The sequence below is a fragment of the Methanoculleus sp. UBA291 genome, assembly GCF_002499755.1.
In the GTDB taxonomy this organism is placed as follows: domain Archaea; phylum Halobacteriota; class Methanomicrobia; order Methanomicrobiales; family Methanoculleaceae; genus Methanoculleus; species Methanoculleus palmolei.
Genome location: NZ_DANC01000023.1, coordinates 14,266 through 34,426 on the forward strand (window position 1 = coordinate 14,266; position 20,161 = coordinate 34,426).

Annotated in this window: 22 protein-coding genes; 3 read left to right on the top strand and 19 right to left on the bottom strand. The window is 59.1% G+C overall.

From position 1 onward, the window contains the following. Nucleotides 1–31: 31 nt before the first annotated feature. The 17 genes from BP737_RS05550 to BP737_RS05625 all read right to left on the bottom strand — a co-directional run bounded on the left by BP737_RS05550 (nucleotide 32) and on the right by BP737_RS05625 (nucleotide 14,043). The gene (locus BP737_RS05550; protein WP_292409838.1) at nucleotides 32–814 is read right to left on the bottom strand and encodes a winged helix-turn-helix transcriptional regulator; all 783 of its coding nucleotides are present in this window, start codon (nucleotides 812–814) and stop codon (nucleotides 32–34) included. Between the two features lie 39 nt (nucleotides 815–853). Continuing rightward, a complete protein-coding gene (locus BP737_RS05555) occupies nucleotides 854–1,282 on the bottom strand; it encodes a pre-peptidase C-terminal domain-containing protein (protein WP_292409840.1) in 429 nt (142 codons plus the stop codon). Nucleotides 1,283–2,016: 734 nt separating this feature from the next. Then, nucleotides 2,017–2,247 carry a hypothetical protein gene (locus BP737_RS05560; RefSeq protein WP_342685996.1) on the bottom strand — a complete coding sequence of 77 codons (231 nt, stop codon included), beginning with the start codon at nucleotides 2,245–2,247 and terminating at the stop codon, nucleotides 2,017–2,019. A gap of 100 nt (nucleotides 2,248–2,347) precedes the next feature. Further along, nucleotides 2,348–2,860 (bottom strand): hypothetical protein, encoded by a 513-nt coding sequence (locus tag BP737_RS05565; protein ID WP_292409843.1) that lies wholly within the window; start codon nucleotides 2,858–2,860, stop codon nucleotides 2,348–2,350. 50 nt (nucleotides 2,861–2,910) lie between these two features. Further along, nucleotides 2,911–3,411: a hypothetical protein gene (locus BP737_RS05570; RefSeq protein ID WP_292409845.1), complete on the bottom strand. Its 501-nt coding sequence runs from the start codon at nucleotides 3,409–3,411 to the stop codon at nucleotides 2,911–2,913. A 187-nt stretch (nucleotides 3,412–3,598) separates the two neighbouring features. Next, nucleotides 3,599–3,832, bottom strand: coding sequence for a hypothetical protein (locus tag BP737_RS14770; protein WP_394339237.1), 234 nt, complete (start codon nucleotides 3,830–3,832; stop codon nucleotides 3,599–3,601). A 503-nt stretch (nucleotides 3,833–4,335) separates the two neighbouring features. After that, the gene (locus BP737_RS05575; RefSeq protein WP_342685997.1) at nucleotides 4,336–4,515 is read right to left on the bottom strand and encodes a hypothetical protein; all 180 of its coding nucleotides are present in this window, start codon (nucleotides 4,513–4,515) and stop codon (nucleotides 4,336–4,338) included. A gap of 103 nt (nucleotides 4,516–4,618) precedes the next feature. Beyond that, complete coding sequence (locus BP737_RS05580) at nucleotides 4,619–4,840, bottom strand: hypothetical protein (protein ID WP_292409848.1); 222 nt, start codon at nucleotides 4,838–4,840, stop codon at nucleotides 4,619–4,621. Between the two features lie 342 nt (nucleotides 4,841–5,182). Next, entirely contained in the window at nucleotides 5,183–5,431 is a 249-nt protein-coding gene (locus BP737_RS05585) for a hypothetical protein (protein ID WP_292409849.1), read from the bottom strand. Nucleotides 5,432–5,694: 263 nt separating this feature from the next. Next, complete coding sequence (locus BP737_RS05590; RefSeq protein WP_292409850.1) at nucleotides 5,695–6,501, bottom strand: hypothetical protein; 807 nt, start codon at nucleotides 6,499–6,501, stop codon at nucleotides 5,695–5,697. Between the two features lie 546 nt (nucleotides 6,502–7,047). Beyond that, nucleotides 7,048–7,941 carry a hypothetical protein gene (locus BP737_RS05595; protein WP_292409852.1) on the bottom strand — a complete coding sequence of 298 codons (894 nt, stop codon included), beginning with the start codon at nucleotides 7,939–7,941 and terminating at the stop codon, nucleotides 7,048–7,050. Between the two features lie 350 nt (nucleotides 7,942–8,291). Beyond that, entirely contained in the window at nucleotides 8,292–9,413 is a 1,122-nt protein-coding gene (gene comE / locus BP737_RS05600; protein WP_292409853.1) for a sulfopyruvate decarboxylase subunit beta, read from the bottom strand. Continuing rightward, complete coding sequence (locus tag BP737_RS05605; RefSeq protein WP_292409854.1) at nucleotides 9,406–10,698, bottom strand: cysteate synthase; 1,293 nt, start codon at nucleotides 10,696–10,698, stop codon at nucleotides 9,406–9,408. Before BP737_RS05605 ends, comE begins: the two co-directional genes overlap by 8 nt. Then, complete coding sequence (locus BP737_RS05610) at nucleotides 10,695–11,936, bottom strand: methanogenesis marker 16 metalloprotein (RefSeq protein ID WP_292409856.1); 1,242 nt, start codon at nucleotides 11,934–11,936, stop codon at nucleotides 10,695–10,697. The genes BP737_RS05605 and BP737_RS05610 overlap by 4 nt, the downstream gene beginning before the upstream one ends. Further along, nucleotides 11,933–12,556, bottom strand: a complete 624-nt coding sequence (locus tag BP737_RS05615) for a (Fe-S)-binding protein (protein ID WP_292409859.1) — start codon at nucleotides 12,554–12,556, stop codon at nucleotides 11,933–11,935. Before BP737_RS05615 ends, BP737_RS05610 begins: the two co-directional genes overlap by 4 nt. A gap of 3 nt (nucleotides 12,557–12,559) precedes the next feature. Further along, nucleotides 12,560–13,267, bottom strand: coding sequence for a GTP-binding protein (locus BP737_RS05620; RefSeq protein ID WP_292409861.1), 708 nt, complete (start codon nucleotides 13,265–13,267; stop codon nucleotides 12,560–12,562). Then, nucleotides 13,264–14,043, bottom strand: coding sequence for an ATP-binding cassette domain-containing protein (locus tag BP737_RS05625; protein ID WP_292409862.1), 780 nt, complete (start codon nucleotides 14,041–14,043; stop codon nucleotides 13,264–13,266). Before BP737_RS05625 ends, BP737_RS05620 begins: the two co-directional genes overlap by 4 nt. Before the next feature lie 102 nt (nucleotides 14,044–14,145). On the opposite strand from BP737_RS05625, the gene BP737_RS05630 reads away from it, so the two are divergent. The 3 genes from BP737_RS05630 (at nucleotide 14,146) to BP737_RS05640 (ending at nucleotide 17,879) form a co-directional block, all read left to right on the top strand. Continuing rightward, complete coding sequence (locus BP737_RS05630; protein WP_292409864.1) at nucleotides 14,146–14,631, top strand: helix-turn-helix domain-containing protein; 486 nt, start codon at nucleotides 14,146–14,148, stop codon at nucleotides 14,629–14,631. Between the two features lie 237 nt (nucleotides 14,632–14,868). Next, nucleotides 14,869–16,917: a sodium-translocating pyrophosphatase gene (locus tag BP737_RS05635; protein WP_292409866.1), complete on the top strand. Its 2,049-nt coding sequence runs from the start codon at nucleotides 14,869–14,871 to the stop codon at nucleotides 16,915–16,917. A gap of 296 nt (nucleotides 16,918–17,213) precedes the next feature. Continuing rightward, entirely contained in the window at nucleotides 17,214–17,879 is a 666-nt protein-coding gene (locus BP737_RS05640; RefSeq protein WP_292409867.1) for a VTT domain-containing protein, read from the top strand. 231 nt (nucleotides 17,880–18,110) lie between these two features. Here BP737_RS05640 and BP737_RS05645 read toward each other — a convergent pair whose 3' ends face one another. Both BP737_RS05645 and BP737_RS05650 read right to left on the bottom strand, forming a co-directional pair. Next, nucleotides 18,111–18,521: a hypothetical protein gene (locus BP737_RS05645; protein WP_292409869.1), complete on the bottom strand. Its 411-nt coding sequence runs from the start codon at nucleotides 18,519–18,521 to the stop codon at nucleotides 18,111–18,113. Nucleotides 18,522–18,944: 423 nt separating this feature from the next. Further along, nucleotides 18,945–20,096, bottom strand: coding sequence for a hypothetical protein (locus BP737_RS05650; RefSeq protein ID WP_292409871.1), 1,152 nt, complete (start codon nucleotides 20,094–20,096; stop codon nucleotides 18,945–18,947). Nucleotides 20,097–20,161: the final 65 nt, after the last annotated feature.

Consider the following 20,161-nt stretch of genomic DNA (forward strand, 5'->3'; position numbering starts at 1 on the left):
AGGAGGATGAAATCAGGGTCTCAGGCCGGCATCAGGTCCCGGTACCCGAAGCTCCTTTTCTGGTATTCACGAGATGCCATGACTTGTGTACTGCTATATACTCCTTCACATCCGGGCAGAGATAGTATCGCACATTCCGCCCATCCCTCTCGCTCCTGACAATGCCCTCCCGGATCAACGACTTCATATGCCAGGTGATGTTCGGGCCCGACATGATGAGCCGGGACGCGATATCCTTCCTCGTAATTCCCGGGTGCTGCAGAACAAGGTTTATTATTCGGATCTTTGGATGCTCGTTGAGGCATCCGGCCAATACCTTCTCCAGATCGGAGCAGGTGCCCACATCGACGTAGTGCCTCATTCCTCCGTTGTTCTGCTCGGCAACGACCTTTCCCATCCGGCATAGTACCCCCACATGATACCGGAGAGTCCCGATATTCATCCCCAATGTTTGGGAAATAAACCGCATGGATGCCCCCGGATTCTCTAGAATGCACGTATACACCGCGTTTCGATTTTCGTTGCCCAGAACATTCCGACATGAAACCCTCTTATGACCAAGATACAGCCACACAAACAGCGAGAACAGTAACTGTATTGGAATGAAGAGCGCCGGGGCGGATACGCACACGAATTCAAGGATGAGGATACTCAGGGGTTCGTTCCAGGGATACAGCGGAGTTAGACCTGAAGGTAACTGCTCCGGGTATGCGCCATAAACAGGCTGAATAGGGGTGGCGCACACGGTAGACGACAGTAGTAGGATGTAGAAGGCGACCAGGGCGATTCTGGAAATTCGTGACTCTGGAGCCATGGGAATGCATAAGGCCAGTGGCAATAAAAAGATTTGGTTTTAGAAATAACTAAATGCATACAGTTGAGTTCCGGTCACACGCTCTCCATAGACCTTAAATTTCCAGAGCCCGGATGCAGGGTTGGATATCTTGAGATAAATCCGCCCATCAGGTTCGCGACCATCATCGTCATCATGATAAGAACCGTACAGGCTCCCGTCGGGCCTGTAGATATTCAGTCTCAAAGAGTAATCGGGAGTAAACCAGTCCAGATCGAACTGCAGTGTAGATGTACCAACCGGTACGTTGCAACTATAGGAATCGGTCTCCCCCTGTGTGATGGTATAATATTCACGGGTTATGAACCCATTTGCTTGTGGGAGGTCTAACGTGGTTACATTGTTTCCACTTTCGACACTGCCTGCTGAAACCATCGGAATGATGAGAGCAAAGATGGCCAGGAGCCCAATAAGGCGGTTGAATTTCATCAAAATCCACTGATAGAGACTTCGGAGACACTCTGCATAAATATTCTGTCCCATTTCTTTACACGTTTTATATACAGACGAAGTGTCAGCTTCTGGCAAGAGAAGGAGGACATCCGTTTGCCCAATAGGGATCCGGGGAAATTTGCTAAATCCCGGAGAATGAGGCCGGATGCAATCAGATGAATATCAAATGTCCAGCTGCGAGGCATTCTTACACCCCCTTCCACACAAAGAAACTCTGGATGGATACCACGTTCGATCTTATCCCTTCGAGGCGAATACCTGCGTCAGCGAGGGAGTGTCCGGACCAACCAGGATCACATGTATCCCCGTTTGACCTACATCTTCTCTACAGCCAAAGAACAACCAGGCACCGAATGAATAGCCGCCTAACGGCGATAGAAGCGGCGATGCAAACGCCGGATGACCAGCAAAACCAGGCCAGCAAAACAGAATATAATGAGTATCATGAGAACAAGACCGACAACCTGGCCAAAGATCATGAGGAAGGGATCGATCTCCGGATAAAACTCCCTAATGGTGTGATAGAAAAGTAGGAGGAAGAGCATCACGGCAAACAATCCTGTTAAAACCAAGTCTGAAACTCTTTGCCGCATGCCTCATCCACCTGTTATGAAACCGTTACCGTAACCCAGGCATTGTCCCAAACCAGAACTCCGGAAACTATCTCTCGCTCATCGTCCAGAGAAGTAAAAAGCGCGAATTCCGCCGCATTACGGTGCATTCCTCCTGCGATATATTCGGATGAGATAGTACCCCACCGAGAGCATGATCACGGCTCCCAGAGCAATCCCCAGAAGCACAGGATTATAGAATGCACTGAATGCACTTTTAGACCCGTTATACGCGGCGGTATCTCCGATCTCAGGTTTTTCAAGCGCCGTTTGCCGGGCGTTTTCCGTACCTGCCACCGAGAGCTCATCATTCGTCGGATCGATCTGCACGTCTTCACCCGGCTGAGCGGATGCATGCGCTATGCCGCTGCCAGCAAGGATGAAGAGCAGCAGGGCAATGCAGATTTTCCGTCCATATATCTCTCTCATTTCAGCGATCGGATAGAGCAGAGGGGTTCAGTCTCCTTTCGAGTATGGTCGACGTGAGTTCAAATCGTCCCTCTCCGGGCTCGGGTGAAAAGAGCGATACGCTCATCGTTCCAGAACCGCTCCGCCCGGATTTAAGAGAGGTGCTATGTGGTACCCCGGCAGAATCCCAGACCGTCAGGGTAAAGACGGCTGTCTTCCCGCCGCTGGATCCATCTCTCCGGATGTCGTTCCATGAAGTAGTGAAGGTGTTAATTCCTATCCCAGTCTCGATGGAAGGGGATATCGGGTTAGAATACGATATGTCGATGTCGCTCTCGAGGCTGGCATGAACAGAACCGAGATGGTGAGTGCCATGGGAGATATTGTCCAGAAAGACAACACTGCCGCTCGAACTGGCAGTGCTCACCGCAACCTCTTCCCAGGCATACAACGTTACATACACCAGAGCACCATACGCCAGGACACCTGCAAGACCCACCATCAGGACGATGGTGTATACTATTTTCCTATTCAAAAGATCACCGTTCCGCTTTAAAATGGTGCATCCAAGAGGATGCACTTTCTTCAGACATAGTCAAGGTCTTCGGTGTATCTACTAGAATCCATCTCTGTCTCCAACCAGTCGTGTGTCCGACACCACAGTTCATACTGGGCGTCGCCGCTGCCTCGTGAATCGAAGCTCACGCTGATCGTACCACTTCCCGCAGCGTCAACTTTTAGATCATCGCTAGGGTGCGCCACGCCCCGGGCATCCCATACCGTCAGACGATAAACTGCTCCCTGACCGTCAAGAGGTCGGTCATTCTTGTTGCTGTACGACGCTGTGAAAGTGTTATACCCGGCCGAAACGGTGACGGGCCCCACACCGACCGCGTATGCAGTATCGCCGTCGCCATCCGTAGACATGCTTCCCAGATCTATTGTTTCCAGAATTCCCATGTCGTCTGTAATCTTCTCTACCGGCGTTTCCACATCGATTTGAGCCGCAAAAACTGCCCCGACAGATACTGATACAAAGAGCATCAGCACTGCCAGCACCGATAGAACTCCTTTTCCTTTCTTCATCCTTGTTACCTCCTGTTACTGTTCCCGGAGGCAGACGCACACATTTAAGTACGCAAAGTGCGTAAACTTTCTTTGCCTCCGGGCTTGCGGGGCTCTATCATCCGGGCGTCAACCGTGGATGGAGGGACCCCACGAACTCTTGCAGACGCATCCTCGCGCCCACACAATGACATGGGCACGAGTTTACTTATAAATTCTGTCCGATTTCTTTACACGTCCGGGAGATGTTTATGAAAATGCGAAGGTACATCACTCCTCGGGCGCGGAGCGCATAGGAAAGAGCCTCTTCTGGTAGAGATACCTGTTTTCGATCGGCAAGTGTGTTCAGAGATGCGATGGAGATGGGCATCTGGCACAGCACACCCACATGATACCGGAGGGATCCGATACTCACCCCCAGCATTTGAGAAAGAGATCGCATGCGAATCCCCGGATTCTCCCGGATACATGTATACACCACATTCTGTATCTCGTTTTCAAGGATATTCTGGCAGGCGAGTCTTTTCTGGCCAAGCCGCAGCCATAAGGACAGAGAGAAGAGGAGTTGCACCGAGACGAAGAGCACCGGGGCGGATACGCACACGAACTCGAGGATGAGGATGCTCGGGGGTTCGTTCCAGAGATACAACGCGGTCAGATCCGAAGGCAATCTTTCCGGGTATGCGCCATAAACAGGTTGAATAGAGGTGGCGCACACGGTAGACGAGAGCAGCCAGGAGGCAGAAGGCAACCAGAGCGATCCTGATAGTCAAGGGCCATCGCACCATGACGTTTTGTAAGCCCGGTGACGATAAAAGTGTTGCTTTTTTTTATCCGTATCTAACTGCCTATGCCCGGGTTCCGGGCGCGTTCTCCACATATATGGATTCCCGGCATGTATGTTCAAGGCAATCGATCCCAGGTTAATCTATCAGATAACCACCGTCATTCGCCACGGCATACGCTATAGAGGCGCCGGATAACAAGGAACACCAGACCGATGATGCAAAATACAGTGAGCACCAGGAAAACGAGACCGACAGTCTGGACAAAGAGCATGAAGAAGGGGTCGAGCGCCGGATGGAACCCCCTGATAGGGTCGTAGAAGAGCAAGAGAAGGAGCAACACGAAAAACAGTCCCGTTAAGAATCGTGTCCAGCGATATCTTCTGCCGCATGCTTCACTCGCTTTGTTATAGGTACTAATGATCCGACGTTTCATGCCCCCATCACTCACCCATCTTTCGCAGTTTCAGGCCGAAATAGACAAATGACAGGGTCAGCGCCGCGGCATAACCAACCCCGATTAAAGCTCGTGGATCCGGCACGATCACGATCGGTACCAGAAAAACGATCACCAACAGGGGAAAAAAGGCCAGGACAGTGACCGGCACCGACAGGGCTCTCAAGAGTTGGTAGCATACGGATTGATAGGACCTGCCCTCTTCCATAAATGACTCCTCCGGAGATGTAAACCGGTTTATACCGGAATCCACAGTGGAGACATCAACGTTCTCCTATAAACGATCTCTCTCACAATCATCTACACATCAGGCCCGGCAGGTGGAAATTCACCCTGAAAACGACCACAACGGGCTGGAAACGTGAGCTGCGCCGGATGGCAGAGGCAGGAACGATCCCGGCGGCCGCTCGCCGACCGAAACCCTGATGCCATGGACCGTCCAAAATTCTGGACATATGTCTAAAAAATTGGACATTCGGGAGGACCACCTCAGGGTCCTCTTCCTCTTCACCCGGGGCTACGACCGGGAGGTCTACATCCAGGGAGTACCTCACCCCTGAAACCCCCGCACAAACCGCTCCCGGATCTCCGCCGGAGCAAGCGGGATATTCTGGACCGCCGCGTTCCCGGGTCTTAACACCACATGAATAAAGTTCGGGCCCCGCCCCCGGCTCTCCCATGCCTCCACGAGTTCTTCTTCGTCCTGCACCTTGCGGGTCTGCCGGATCCCGGCGGCGAGGGCGAGGAGTTCCATGTCCACCAGTAGCAGAAAAGTGCGGCCCTGAAACCCGCTTCCCATACCGGATCTCCTCGTCTTGATCGAAGATCCACTCATCATCCCACTGATTACGACGGTGCCACTCTAGACCCGGGGCGGAGCGTCACGCATCCTGCCGCCGTTTTCGGGCGCTTCCGATCTGCCGGGGCGGGCCGAGAACCCCGAGGACCGGAAGCAGGACGTCGAACCCCCGGTGATCAGGGAAAAAGATCCATGCAGCTGAAACAGAACGAAAGAAACAGTGCCGAACCAGGAGAGGAACAGCAACGACAGGCAAAAGGCGATCACGACAGGCCAGGCATACTCCCGCATCGGGATGCTCCCCCCGGCGAGGGTCGGTCGAAAGAACCAGAGGAGGAGAGCGGCGGTGAAAAGGACCGCATGGATAAAGATCCCCCACAGGGAGAGGCTGAGCCAGCGAAGCAGGACCGGCATGGAGAGGACGACGATGCCGAAGGCGACCAGGGCATACTCCTTTGCCGTGATCCGCCCTGGATCCCGGCTACAAACATCTCAAAAATATGAGAGGGGGAGCAGACTTCACCGTTTTCCCTCATCGGCAAAGATATATATTCGACATACGGCTCCTCTACGCTATCCCGGAGCGCGCGTGAGGGCGGACAGTCCCCGGTCTTCTCCAGGAGTGCAAGAGCAATCTTTTCCGCCTCCGCGTCCGAGGGAAGGTCAGGCTGCTCGGTCACTTCGGTCGGGAGCGCTTTGTCAAGGATGTGGTAGGCCACCCCGCGGGAATGCGCATACACCGATACCTGCTCTTCCGGCTCCTTCGGGGCGTCGACAAGGAGGAACTCCCCGGTCACCTCGCTGACCGCTTTCGGTTCTCCCGAGAGCCCGAACCGTTCCGCAATCTCCCGGACCCGCTCCTCCGTGACAGTGACCAGGACCACCTGGTAGAGCGTATACGAGCCCTGCACTTCCGGGAACTCTGCGGCGAGAGAGCACGTACCTTCACCTGCGCCCGCCACGGTGGGAAGAAGACTCACCGGAGCCTGACCAAGACCAAGAACCCACATGCACCCGACTGCGAACGCCAGAGCGAGACAGACAAGTGTACCAACCATTTTTAGTTCCATAACGAAGACCTCAATTTAACCCACGGGAGGACGGGGCATAATTCAAGTAGGAAGAATGCATATACCTCATTGCCTCCGGGCATGTGGGGTGCGCCATCCGGCCGTCAAGCAGGGATGAGGGGCCCCCGTATACCGCGGGAGGGTCATTCCAGTATCCATGTGTAAAGTGCCAATGTCCTCAAAGTTCCTTTTCGGCGACGCATAGTTACCATAACCCCAAAGGCCGCTCAAGCGACCACAGATATCACCATAGATGAGGGCGTTGACAGAACAGATTTCTAAAAAAGGATGTAAAATAGTCCTCGATTACTGGCTTTACCTTAGACCGTAAGGGGCGTTACACCCAAATCAGCTGTCACCCCTGAAATTGGAGAGAATACAGAGTAATCATCGCTATGCCCCCAGTGGATACCCACAAGTATCCGATCATGATTGGGCTCGACATGAAAAACAGGTGCTCCGCTATCACCACCTGAAGAAGCATAGGTCGTATACCGCTGATTCTGGAGCATTCGTTTATAATGAGAGTTGAACTCCTCACCCGTTCTAAGAACTTGCCCGAATGAGAGTTCCGATGTTTTTTCCCGACATAACAACACTTAGCCCAGAGCCCGGATCACTATAATAGCCCTTTATTGCACTAGTTACTGAGGGCGTAGTGTAAATGCGAGCTACAACGTTATTGAAAGGGACCCAAGCTGCGTCAGAGTAGGTACCACCGTCCGTAGACACTGTACCCGCATCAAAACCAATAGTCGGCTGATAGACTTTTGTGCCAGCACCCTCAGTACAGTGTCCTGAAATAACATAGCCCTGACTTCCTGAACTGGTTTGTGCTGCAAATCCTGTTGTCGCTTCTCCGGTCCCTCCAGGAAGGCTTGTTTGTAGCATCAGTCCTCCGATGATCGGTCTACAGTAACTAGAACGGCTCTCGGGGGGATAACTGTCGAGTTCAACGAGCGGGGATGAGATGAACTTGACCGGAATGTTGCTGATACCCATAGTCCTTCCCCGGCTCTCAAGCGTCCCGTAAAGGTTATCCATCGCTTCGGAATCCATCGTCCGATTGTCAACGATGGAGACGAACACGTAGCCTTCAATATCATATCCAAAACCGTGAATCGGACCCTCAGGGTAGAACAAGGGCTCGATATCGCATCTGGCATCAGCCACGAACTTATCAAGGCTGTCTTCCCAGGTGCACCGCATCCTTGTGTCTTTGAGGGCAGGCAGTGTCCCATACCTGTGAAGAACATGATCGTGCGCATTCAGGTATTCAATACCAGCCTGAATGTCAGCCTCGGAGATCTCCTCTACAGGCATTTTTTCAACCATGGACGTACTCAGATCGCTCGGTGTTGCAGAAACCGCACCAGCAGATATTAGCACACATAGTATCAATACTGCCAGAAACGGGAAAAATCCACTTCCTACTTTCATTTTTCTATTGTCTCCATTGCTTACTATACAGAGAAAGAGAGGGTTGCATCACAAGTGCGTACTAACCCTCTTTTTCCCGACGCACGGGTGCACCATCCGGCCGTCAAGCAGGGATGGGAGGACCCCACGAACTTTTGCGGACGCATCCTCGCACTCACACAATGACGTGGGCGTAAGTCTATTTATAAATTCTGTCCATTTTCTTTACATGTCCGGGGGATGTTCCCGAAACCAATGGGACAGAACCGCCGCCGGGAAAAACATCGGCCTATATCCGAAAAAGAGGTGCGGCCGTCCGGGGAGTGCCTGAAGGGTCGCGCGATACAGGAGAAGAGAAGCGTTCCGGAGGGTCACCCCAAAAGCGCCCGCATAAACCGCTCCCGGATCTCCCCCGGGGCGAGCGGGATGTTCGGGACCGCCGCGTTCCCCGGTTTCAACACGACATGGATGAAGTTCGGCCCCCGTCCCCGGTCCTCCCAGGCATCTTTTAACTCCTCTGCGTCCTGCACCTTGCACGTCTTTTTGAGTCCGGCGGCGAGGGCGAGGAGCTCCATGTCCACCTGGCAGCAGGCGTTCGTCGGCTGGTTCCCGGTGCTCCCGAAGGCCCCGTTGTCCAGGCAGACGATCGTGAGGTTCTCCGGCGCCTGTGCCACCACCACCGGGAGGACGGCGGTCCCGAGGAGGCTCCCGTCGCCGTCGAGGACGACGACATCCTTATCCGCCGCAATCGAGAGCCCGAGCCCGATCGGCGTCGCCTGGGTGTAGCTCCCGAGCATGTAGAAGTTCAGGTCCCGGTCGTTTGCCGCGTAGAGTTCCTTTGAGGGGACGCCGATGTTCGCAACGACCGCCTCATCGCCGAGGGCGGCCGCGATGACCCGGATCGCATCGTTCCGGGTCATCACCGGTTCGCGGAACGCCCGCCGATAGTCGAGCGCCGACTCCCGGGCCCGGGGCGGGAACGCCTGCTCCGCCGGGCAGGCTTCATCCGTTCCCTCCCAGAACGAGGGAAGGATCAACCCCACGTGCGGCCGCATCGATTCGTAGGCGTCCCGGACGACCGTATCGATCAACCCCTCGTCCGAAGGATCGCGGATGATCGTATACGGAATCCCGAGCGCCGCGAGAACCTCCGGGACCGCCCGGTTGAACGGCACCTGGGCCGGGATCGCCTCCCGGTAGACCCCTCGCCAGCTCGCGAGGATCGGGAGGGGGAGGCCGAAGGTCACCGTGAGCGACATGATCGCGTTTAAGGAGTTCCCGAGCCCCGAACTCTGCATATGCAGCACCGATCGTGCCCCCGCCATCGCGAGCCCGGCCGAGATCCCGACGCCGTCCTCCTCCCTGGTCAGGTTCACCGTATGGAACCGCTCCGGGAGAAGGGCACAGAGGTCCTGCGTCCGGTCGCAGGGGAGGGCCGCCACGGTATCGACCCCGAGAGACGAGAGGCGGTCGAGGACACGACCCTCACGCACGGACCGTCACCCCCTGCTCCGCGAGCCAGGCCGAAACAGCATCCCGAAGGTCTCCCTCGAAAGCTGCCCCGGCAGCCGCCCGGATGAAGGGCTCGATCGGGTAGCGGTCGAGGTCTTCCGCCGCACGCTCGTAGCCCCCGCCGGTCACGTTCAGGAGCACCCGTTCCTTCGGGCCGATGAACCCGCCCTCCACCGCCCGGGAAAGCGACGCGACGGCGACCGCGGCCGCCGGGTCGAGGTCGATCTCCTCGGTATCGGCAAAGAGCCGCCCGGCGCTCCGTGCGTCGTCGTTCGAGACTGCATACATCCTCCCACCGGAGGCCGCGAGGGCGTCGTAGACCCCGCCGCGGACCCCCCAGGGCGGGTGGCGGTTCGTGAGAACGCCGGCAGAGACCCGGGCGATCGCGGCCTCGACGTCGGGCATATCCACTTCAGGAACAATTTCCTGCCTCCCCACCTCCCAGGCCCGGACCATCGGGGCGAAGGGGAGGTTCTGGGAGAGGTGGAGGGCCGGGAGGCGCGAGCCGAACCGCCCGTCGGCGACGAGACGCTCCGCCGCCTCCCATGCGGCGATCCCTCCGGTCCCGCTCCCGACCGCCTGGAAGTAGCAGTCGGGGAGCCGGCCGAGAGCAAGCGTCGCATCAAGCATCACCGTCCCCATCCCGTCGCGGCGGGCGACGTTCTTCGCCCCGCCCTCCGGGACGATGCCGGGGAGGGAACAGACCTCCCTCCCGAACGCGATGGAGTCGAAGTAATCGCCGTCAACCGTGATGAGACAGACGTTTTCCGCCGGAACGGTCGTCCAGAGCCGATCGGCGGCGGCCGTCGGGACCACCACCACGATCGGGGCCCCGGTCAGTCCCGATACCTCGCAGAACGCCCGGCCGCTGTTCCCCGCCGACGAAACCTGGAGAACCCCCGCCCCCTTCTCCCGGAGGCGAAGAACCGTCGGCTGCGCCTCAAGTTCCTTGAACGAACAGGTCTTCATCCCTCCGCCCCGCTCGGGCCAGTAGCCGGAGAAAGAGATAGTGAGGTTTGAAAGCCCGAACTCCCGGGCGAGACCGACGCTCTCGTAGGAGACCGGACCGGCATCGATGTCGAGGTAACCCTCGACCGGGAGCCAATCACTGTAGCGGAAGATCCCCGGGAGGTTTTTAGGGGTGAGACGGCGCTCCGCGTAGACGGTTCGGAGAAGGGCGTTGCACCCCGACGGGCAGTCGAGGGTGTAACGGTCGGGAAAAGACCGGCCGCACGCCGGACACCGGAGGAGGTAGTTCTCTCTCACCGCACCTCACCCCCGATGAAGGTGAACCGGCGGTCGAGGACCATCTCTTTTAAGTCCCGGCAGAGGTCTTCGGCAAGCGTCCGGCCCGACTGACGGAGGGTGATCGGGACCCCCCGCCCCCGGACACGGAGCGAGCCCTCGCCGGCCTCGAGGGCGTTGTTCGGGCAGGCGGTAAGACAGGCGGTGCAGGCGAGGCAACGGTCGCGGTCGATCCCGGTCTCGCGGGAGAACGCGTCCGTGGGGCAGACCGCGGCCACGATGCAGGCCGAGCACTCCTCGCACCACTCGGAGTGATAGGTCACCTCCCGGTCGGGCCGCTGCCAGACGTCGGCGTAGGTCGCTTCGCCGAGGACGGCCCGGGTGTTGATGTCGGTCACCGGGAGAGGGACGGCCTCGTCGAGCACGCGGAGCCCTGCGACCTGCCGGTCGTCGAGGACCGGGATCGCGACGCCGAGGCTCGTGATGCACTCAGGTCCCGCGGAGGTCTTAAAGCCGCCCATGTAGCGGGGCTGCATCCCGGCCATGTCGGCGATGACCGTGAGGTTCGGCCTCTCAGGAGTGCTCCGGGTCCCTTCCCCGGTCACGATCCCGATCGAGCCGTTCAGGAGGACCGGCGTCCCGTCCCGTATCGCGAGTCTTGCGGGGTCGTTTTCGAGCGGGTTGATCTCCCCGCACCCGCTGACCGAGACCTCCCGACAGGGCCCCGCAAGCCCCACGACCGAGAAGATCGTCTTCACCCGGGTCGGCTGCGTATTCACGTAGGCGGTGTAGTTTCGGTAAGCGCTCCGGGTGGTGAAGATCCGGGCGTAGGCGAAGTCGTCGAGGGTCACCTTCGCCTCGATCGACCGGTCGGCGGCCTCTACCACCACCTCGATCTCGCGCCCCTCGACGATATCGCGGAAGAGATGGCCGCCCCCATAGCCGGCCCCGGCGTGGGCGGTCCCGGAGACGATCAGGTCGAGAAGCCCGAGACGCTCGTTCGGGCAGGGGCCGGGCATGCAGGAGACCCCGTTCAACCAGGCACGCTCCGCCCGCTCGAACGTCCCCGGCTCCGCCACCGGCACCGAGAGGATCGCCGCGGTCCCCGACATCACGCCGGCGGTCCCGGTGGTGACCACGTCGACGTCCGCGGCCGAGACCTCCGCACCCTCGCGGATGAGCCGCTTGAACTCCGCGGCGGTGTAGACGACCGCCGAGCCGTTCCGGATCTTCTCGTCGATCTCTGCCAGCGTCTTCATAACAACCTGATATCCTCCACCCGCACATGAAGACCGCATGATTTGGCGAGCACCATGTTCACGACGCCCGTATGCGTAAGGTTCATCATACAAAACCCGGGCAGGAACCGCTGCCGCATTCCGACGACCGGATCGCGGCGCACCGTCGTGCAAATCCCCTCGAAACCGATCATGTGATACGACTCAACGTCCTTAAACTCTCCGCCGTCCCGGGCAACCTCGGGACCGACGACCGAACAGGTGAGAAGACCGGTCGTCGGGTTCGCGTGGAGGACCGAGAGGACGTGCTGGACCGGACACCCCGCACCGGTCGGTCTCCCGACGACGATGTCGCCCCTCGTAATGTTCCACTTCTCCACGAGGTCCGGGCGGAAGGGGAGGACGATCTTCCGGGCCGAGACCTCGCCGGGCAGGGGCCCGATGATGAAGTCGTACTCTGTGCCGAGGACGTCCCGGCCGGAATGACGGGTCCTCCCCTCGAACCGGGAGGAACCCGCCCCGGCGTGGTAGAAGACGCAGTCGGGGTACGCCCTCTCCCCCTGCCGGACCCGGGCAAGGAACGCCTCGCAGGTCGGGGCGCCGCAGGCCCCGCAGTCCTTCCCGGGGGGACTCCATGCCACGGGTCACTCCCCCCGGTAGAGGTAGTCGGCGCCTTCGAGCTTCCGAACGACGCCGAAATGGTTTCGCCACCCGATCTCCGTCTTCCCGACACAGATGGTGCAGACCCCGAGCGGCGGCGCACCCCGGAGCACGATGGCGTCCGGGTCGGTTATGTCGGAAGAGTCCTCGATCACCCGGAGGAGGTAACGCATCCCGGTCCCCTGAACGGCGTTCGTCTCCACGATATCGAGGGCCGGGTTCACCTCCCGGACCCGCTCCCGGAAGACCTCCTTCTCGGCCTGAGAGACGAGGTCGACCCGGGTCACGACCGCAATGTCGGCGAGCGCGAGCATCGGGGCCATCTTCAGGGGCGTGTTCGTGCCGGAAACGGCGGAGAGGACGACGATCCCGAGCCCCTGCGTCGTGTAGGGAGAACAGCGGAGACAGAGCCCGGCGCTCTCGACCAGGAGGAGGTCGGCGCCCTCCTCCTCGCCCCAGGCGATGGCGTCCCGCATCACCATCACCCCGGCGTGGTCCGGACAGAGGTCGCCGGAACAGACCTTTCGCGCCGGAATCCCGAACTCGGCCGCGAGTTCCTCGTCCTCGAACGCCCGAACGACGTCGATTTTCAGGTAGGCGATCCGGTACCGGTCCGAAAGAGAGCGAATGACCTGCCTCACGACGGCGGTCTTCCCGGCGGACGGCGGTCCCGCGACGATGGCGAGTTTCATACCCCGACCCGACCCGTAACCAGGTCGCCCGCCCGGATTCTCTCCCGCATACAATGAAGGATGCCGTCAAGACGACGGGCCTCCCGGAGGGCGTCGTTCTCACGTCCGTCCGGTTCGATGACCTTCTCGACGGCTCCGTCCCGCATGACGATCCTCCGGGCGGAGAGGAGGGAGATCAGGGGGTCGTGCGTGACGAAGATAACCGCCTTTCCCCCGGCTCGGAGGACCTCGATCACCCGTTCCTTGAAGATACCGGCGTTCTCCACCTCGTCGAGGAGGAGGACCGGCGCTGCCGCGACAAGGACGGCGTCCGCCACCAGGAGCGACCGCGTCTGACCGCCGGAGAGCGCGGTCATCCGGGCACAGGACCGGATCTCTTCGCCCGTGAACTCGTTCGCGAGATTGATCGTCCGATCGACGATACCGTCTTCTTCGATCCGCCGGGACCGGACGTGCATCGCAAGGAACTCCTCGACCGTGAGGTCGGCGAAGCAGCGGGTGTTCTGGGTGATCAGGGCGACTGGCTTGTGCGCCGGGTCGCGGACGAACTCTTCAGGAGGATATGCACCGTTGACGAGGACCGTCCGCCCCGTCGCGGTGTCGTTCTGGGCGAAGACCTCGATATCGTTGATGAAAGCGCTCTTTCCGGAGCCGGTCGGACCGACGATGGATACCGTGTCGCCCGGGCGGATGGTGATCGCGTCGAACCCTTCCGGTTCGCCGTGCCGGCCCCGGCCGGGGAGGATCGTGATCTCCCGGATGGGTGTTCTGTCCATGGGGAACAATTGCCACACCGGATGATAAGAGTTTTTCTTTATGGCCGAATGATTAACCCTAATAGGAAAAATTTATCCCATATATTCTACAATAGTAGAGCAATGCTCTCAAGAAGGATCTTCGAGACCAATTTTTCCGGAGCGCTCCAGGAAGAACTCGCCCGGCAGAACATGAGTGTCCGGGACCTCGCGGACCGGGCGGGGGTCCCGCCCGCCACCCTCTACAAGCTCACGTCGGGAAAGGCGGACCCGCGCCTCTCCACCATCCGACGGATCGTCAACGTCCTCGAACCCCGGGAGAAGAATTTCATCGCGGTAATCGCGGCGCGGTTCCTGCTCAACGACCTGGACAACCGCGACCTTCTCATCGACGGCCGGAGTTACCGCATCCGGGGCTACTCGGCAGACTCCCTCGAGGAGTGCATCATCGCCGCGGCGCGGGCAGACAAGGAGGGGGCGCTCGGAATCATCTGCGCCCCGATCCTTGCGCCGATAGTAGAAAAGATCGTCGACTGCCCGGTGGCGATCATCAAGCCGCAGCAGCAGACGCTGATCGAGGCGATCGAGACGGTAGCAAAGAGGATATAAGGTCAAAAGACCGGCGAACGCCTGACCGGTGAACGCCCATTCTTGCGGACGGCATAGGGTGTGCCACCTGGATTCCATCATTTGCGAAGAGGACCACACTTCCACCGGCGTTGAAAGAACCGGTGCCGAGCTTCGTTCATCATTACAGGCAGCCGGAGATTTGCAAAACGGCGGGTGAAAGCGGCAACCGATATATTTACGATACGTTTTTCATAACAAGAGAAGAAGACTTATATTATGGATTTAATCCCACTCGTGATGGCGATCAGTCTCATCGCCCTCATTGTTGCTGCGTATTTTGCACGGCAGATCATCCGTGAAGATAGAGGTACCGTTCAGATGCAGGCAGTCGCTGCAGCCATCCGCGAAGGAGCGGAAGCCTTCATACGGCGGCAGTACTCCACCATCGCGATCATCGCCGTAGTCATCGCCGTGGTCATCTTCGTCGCCCTGACAGGGATCGGAGATTTCTCCAGGGCGTGGCACACGTCGGTGGCCTTCCTCCTCGGTGCGTTCCTGAGCGCTCTATCCGGGGTCATCGGGATGAGCGTCGCGGTCAGGTCGAACCTGGTCTCCGCAGCGGCGGCCGAAAAGAGTCCGGCGAAATCCCTCATTCTCGCGCTCCGCGGCGGAGCCGTTTCAGGGCTGACCATTATCGCCCTCTCGCTCATCGGAATCTCGGTCATCTTTACCGCGTTCGGCTCCAACCCCCTTGAGGCTCCGTTCCTCATTGTTGGTTTCGGGCTGGGTGCCTCGCTCATCGCCCTCTTCGCCCAGCTCGGCGGGGGTATCTACACCAAGGCCGCCGACGTGGGAGCGGATCTCGTTGGAAAGTTCGAGGCGGGCATACCCGAAGACGACCCCCGCAACCCGGCTGTCATCGCCGACCTCGTCGGCGATAACGTCGGGGACTGTGCAGGGCGTGGTGCCGATCTCTTCGAGTCCACCTCGGCCGAGAACATCGGCGCGATGATCCTTGCTGTCGCCCTCTACCCGGTCTTCGGGCTTGCCGGGGTGCTCTTCCCGCTGGTGATCGGCGCCTTCGGCCTGATCGCGACGATCATCGGCATCTTCTCGGTGCGTATGAAAGATGCCGAACACAAAAACCCGATGCGTGCCCTGAACAAGGGATACTACGTCACGGCATTCATCTCAGCGATATTCTTCTATATCGCTACGATGGTCCTCCTCAAGAACATCTGGTTCTTCTACTGCGGACTCATCGGGCTCGCCCTCTCGATCGTCATCCTGTACGTAACGTTGTATTACACGGACGAGCGGTTCAGGCCGGTTCAGAAGATCGCCAAGGCCTCGACATCCGGGTCGGCGATGAACATCATCACCGGCTTCAACATCGCCCTCGAGACAACCGCAATCAACGCAATCTCCATCAGCGTGGCTCTCCTCCTTGCCTTCAAGTTCGGTGAACTCTCCGGAGTGGCCAACGGCGGACTCTACGGGACTGCCGTTGCGACCATGGGGATGCTCGCACCCTGCGCCTACATCCTCGCGATGGACACCTTCGGCCCGATCGTGGATAACGCCGGGGGCATCGTGGAGATGAGCAAGTCTTCGGAGGTGGCATGCCAGAACGTCGCGAAACTCGATTCCGCCGGGAACACCACCAAGGCGCTCACCAAGGGCTACGCCGTCGGCAGCGCCGCCCTGTCGGCGTTCCTGCTCTTCTCCGCCTACATGACCGAGGTCTCCTCGTACACCGGCCAGGCCTTCGAGATTGTCAACCTCGCCCGGGTCGACATCTTCGCCGGGGCTCTGCTCGGCGCGATGCTGGTCTACCTCTTCGCCGCGTATGCCATCCGCGGCGTCGGCGAGACAGCCCAGTACGTGATCGCAGAGGTCCGGCGGCAGTTCCGGGAGCGTAAGATCCTCGCAGGCATCGACAAGCCCGACTACGCCCAGTGCGTCGACATCACCACCCGGGGCGCCCTCAAGAACATGGTTCTGCCCGGAGCACTCGCGATCGTCTTCCCGATCGCCGTCGGCCTCACCCTTAAGTACGAGGCGATGGCCGCCTTCCTGATCGTCGGTACGATCACCGGGCTCCTGATGGCGCTCGTCCTGAACAACGGCGGCGGTGCCTGGGATAACACCAAGAAATGCATCGAAAGCGGGCTGTACGGCGGAAAGGGATCGGACGCTCACAAGGCAGCCATCGTGGGGGATACGGTAGGCGACCCGTTCAAGGATACGGCCGGACCGTCCCTGCACGTGCTGGTGAAGCTCCTGGCGACCCTGACGCTGGTGCTTGCTCCCTTCTACATCTAATCTTTTTTCCGGAGACCGGGACCCGGAAGCGATTGCACCCCGGGTTCGTCAATTTTTTAACCCCGTTCTCCGGATGGGGCCGTTTTACCGCATAACGATATATACCATGGGATGAAAAACAGGACTGTGTTTACCACCACAAAAACCATTGTCCGCAACAGTTTCGTCCCCATCCCGACCTCCGTACCGGATGGTGCCGCCCTCTCTCTGCCGGGGGCGGGGAGGCGGGCGACGCCCGTGCGAAGAGAGTCCAAAACCCCGTCAGGTGCTGACGGGTCCGATACGTTGATGTCGCCATGATCCTCTCGTCGCTCCCGGGTCTCGTCGAACTCGTCCTCCACACCGATCAGTACCTCTTTCCGCTTATCGATAACTACGGGACCTGGATCTATCTCATCATCTTCCTCATTATCTTCTGCGAGACCGGGTTCGTCGTGACTCCGTTTCTCCCGGGCGATTCGCTCCTCTTCATCCTCGGGGTGATCTCCGCAACCGGGGTGCTCAACCCCCTTCTCCTGATTGCCGTTCTCATCCTGGCCGCGGTCCTCGGCGACGCAACGAACTACCATATCGGCGCCACCCTCGGGAGATCGCTCCTTGGGGCGAGGTGGTGCCCCATCCGGGAGACGCACGTTGCCGCCACCGAATCGTTCTACCACCGGTACGGCGGCCTGACCATCGTCATCGCCAGGTTCGTCCCCTACATCCGGACGCTCGCACCGTTCATCGCCGGGGTCGTCCGCATGGGCTACCCGAAGTTCTTCGGTTACAATGCCCTCGGCGGATTCCTCTGGGTCACCGGGATTGTAGCCGCCGGGTATTTCCTCGGTACGGTCCCCGTCGTCCAGGAGTACCGGGGCCTCATCTCTCTTGCGGTACTCGTCATCACCGTCGTCTCCGTCGTGATCATCATTATCGGGGTTATCAGGCTCCTCCGGTGCCGCCGGGCCGGGAATCCGTGAGAGGTCACGGATCAAAGATGTGCCGATCCGACACGGAGATCACCCAGACGCCCGGACGGAACGCCCGGAATGTGAAAATGAAGGGGGAGAGCACTCCCCGGAGGATGAGGGCAGAGGAGAGAACCGATTTCATAGCAGAGATACCAACTATTGTTCGGTAAGGATGATACACTACCCGCTACCGGAATCGGACCCATTGCCGCCGTCGGTCGCCCGGAGAGCATTATAGGGCTACGTGATAGTCGGGGCAATCTCGACTTCTTGATCGGAGAGGATCGTGATTATGGCACCGGCGGTAGGATCGAGTCCTCTTACTGCGGTGTGCGGGGAATTTCCGTCGACCGAGACGGAGTAGAGGTATTCCCCGACCTGGTTGATCGTCACTGAGTAGATACGTTCTTCACCACCGACGAACGTGAAGTTCTCCGAGGAGAGCAGAGCGTTATCCAGGGTGCCGTTCACGCCGGAGACCGACACATGGACCTGATGAGAGACGTTGTCCCGGTTAACCACTAAAATACCCACAGAAAAGGGGGAGGGGGGAGCAAAAGGCTCCTCCTGCGGGAACGCTGAGAGGACCAGAATACAGATTGCCGCTATCCCGACAGCGGCGAGAACCAGAACAATCGAAGTTTTTTTCATCACAACGCTCCCGGGTTCACCGATATCCTGCAGCGGTACCCTTCAGTTTAAGTAAGTACGTGGAATGCGTACATCCTGTTGCCTCCGGGCATGCGGGACGTTCACCCATCCGGGTTCGCCCCTGGTCGGGTGGGCCTCCCGCCGTTTTCAGGATACCGATTTCGGTACCCACGCGTAGTAATTCTCCGTTCCTCTATAAACGATTTCTCTCAAACCCCTCTACACGTCGGGGCGCCCTGATTATTTTACGCCCGGAAGCGTGCCGCGATCACGCGGAGCCTTTGTTATACAGGTGCTCCGGTTCGGTGACTGCTGGTGACAAAACAGCGTATCCCTGAAATTTTGCAGATTCTGGTCTCCCCATACCAGGCACAACAGTTTCGCCGTCTGAAGCCGGCACGGTATTCGCCCGGCCCTCCGACATCAGGCCTCTTCCGTCGCTTGGCGGATGAAGACGAGGTGACCCCAGGGGGAGGAGGACGGCGGTTGCCCCCCGGGCCGCGACCAGCCGGGTTCCGCATCGATGCCGACGCCCGCCAGAACGTGCCATGCGGTGTCGTTCGCGGCGGGCTGTATTCCCACGACCTGTGAAACCGGCGTCAGGTTGAGCGGACCGGCGGCACTTGAGGTCAAGTATCCGCACCCGGTAGTCCAGGTGACGCCTCTCATACCATGAGCGTGAAGCCCGTCCGCGACGCCGGGAAGGACGACAGGATCGCCGGTGACGCCCGTCGTGTCGTGGACGTGAAACTCGACCGTGTGGCCGAACAACCCGGAGAATATGCCGAAGATATCGAAGGCGTTCAGGAGCTTACCGACAACGTCTCCCGGGGACGTCGGGTATCGCGGGGAGGTCTGGGGGCCGGATTGGCTGAAAAACCCGTCGAAAGGTTTCAGGGAGTAATACGGCGCGTTCAGGTCGTAACTCGCGCGAAATCCCGAGTTTCTCCAGCCGTCCTCCGGTGTCATGGCGATGTAAGATCCGAGGCAGAAATACTCGTGGCCCGGATCGCCGTCGGTAGAACTCTGGTACAGGGCCGTTGTTGCGGTTATCTGTCCTACTTCCGGGTATCTCCGGGCGGTTGTATGGTATGCAACCTCGACATACTCATCGGACAGCCCGGCCGCATCCCGGATATATTCACGCACCGCCAGGGCTTCCCCGCCGGATATCCAGTCCTCCGCCCGGGCCGAAAAACCGTCCGGCGCCGGGGCCGCCACGTCGGTCACCTCGGCATAGGATGCCGCGACACCGTCGGGAAGGACCTGTGCGCGGCATCCAACAACCTCCGCGTCAGGGGGGATATCCGGGAAGAAGACCGCCTCATACCGGAAAGACTCCCCCGGGTTCGGAGGGAGATCGTGAACCGTGGGTATGCGGTCCCGCCAATCCGTCACTTCACGCGGCGAGAGATTTTCATGGGAGAGATAGAGCGAACCGGTGTCCGAGCCGTTGAAATTTTCATAAGACGGGTTTTCCGGGAGCACATAGGCCGCACCGGCCGATGTGAGGAAGACGCCAACAATGACTGCCAGGATCAGGGAGAACGCCTGCATTCCAGTTTTTCGTTTCATGGGTTTCAACTCCGTTTTGTTTCCGGAGGACGGAAAGGCACTTAAGTACATGGAATGCGTAGATC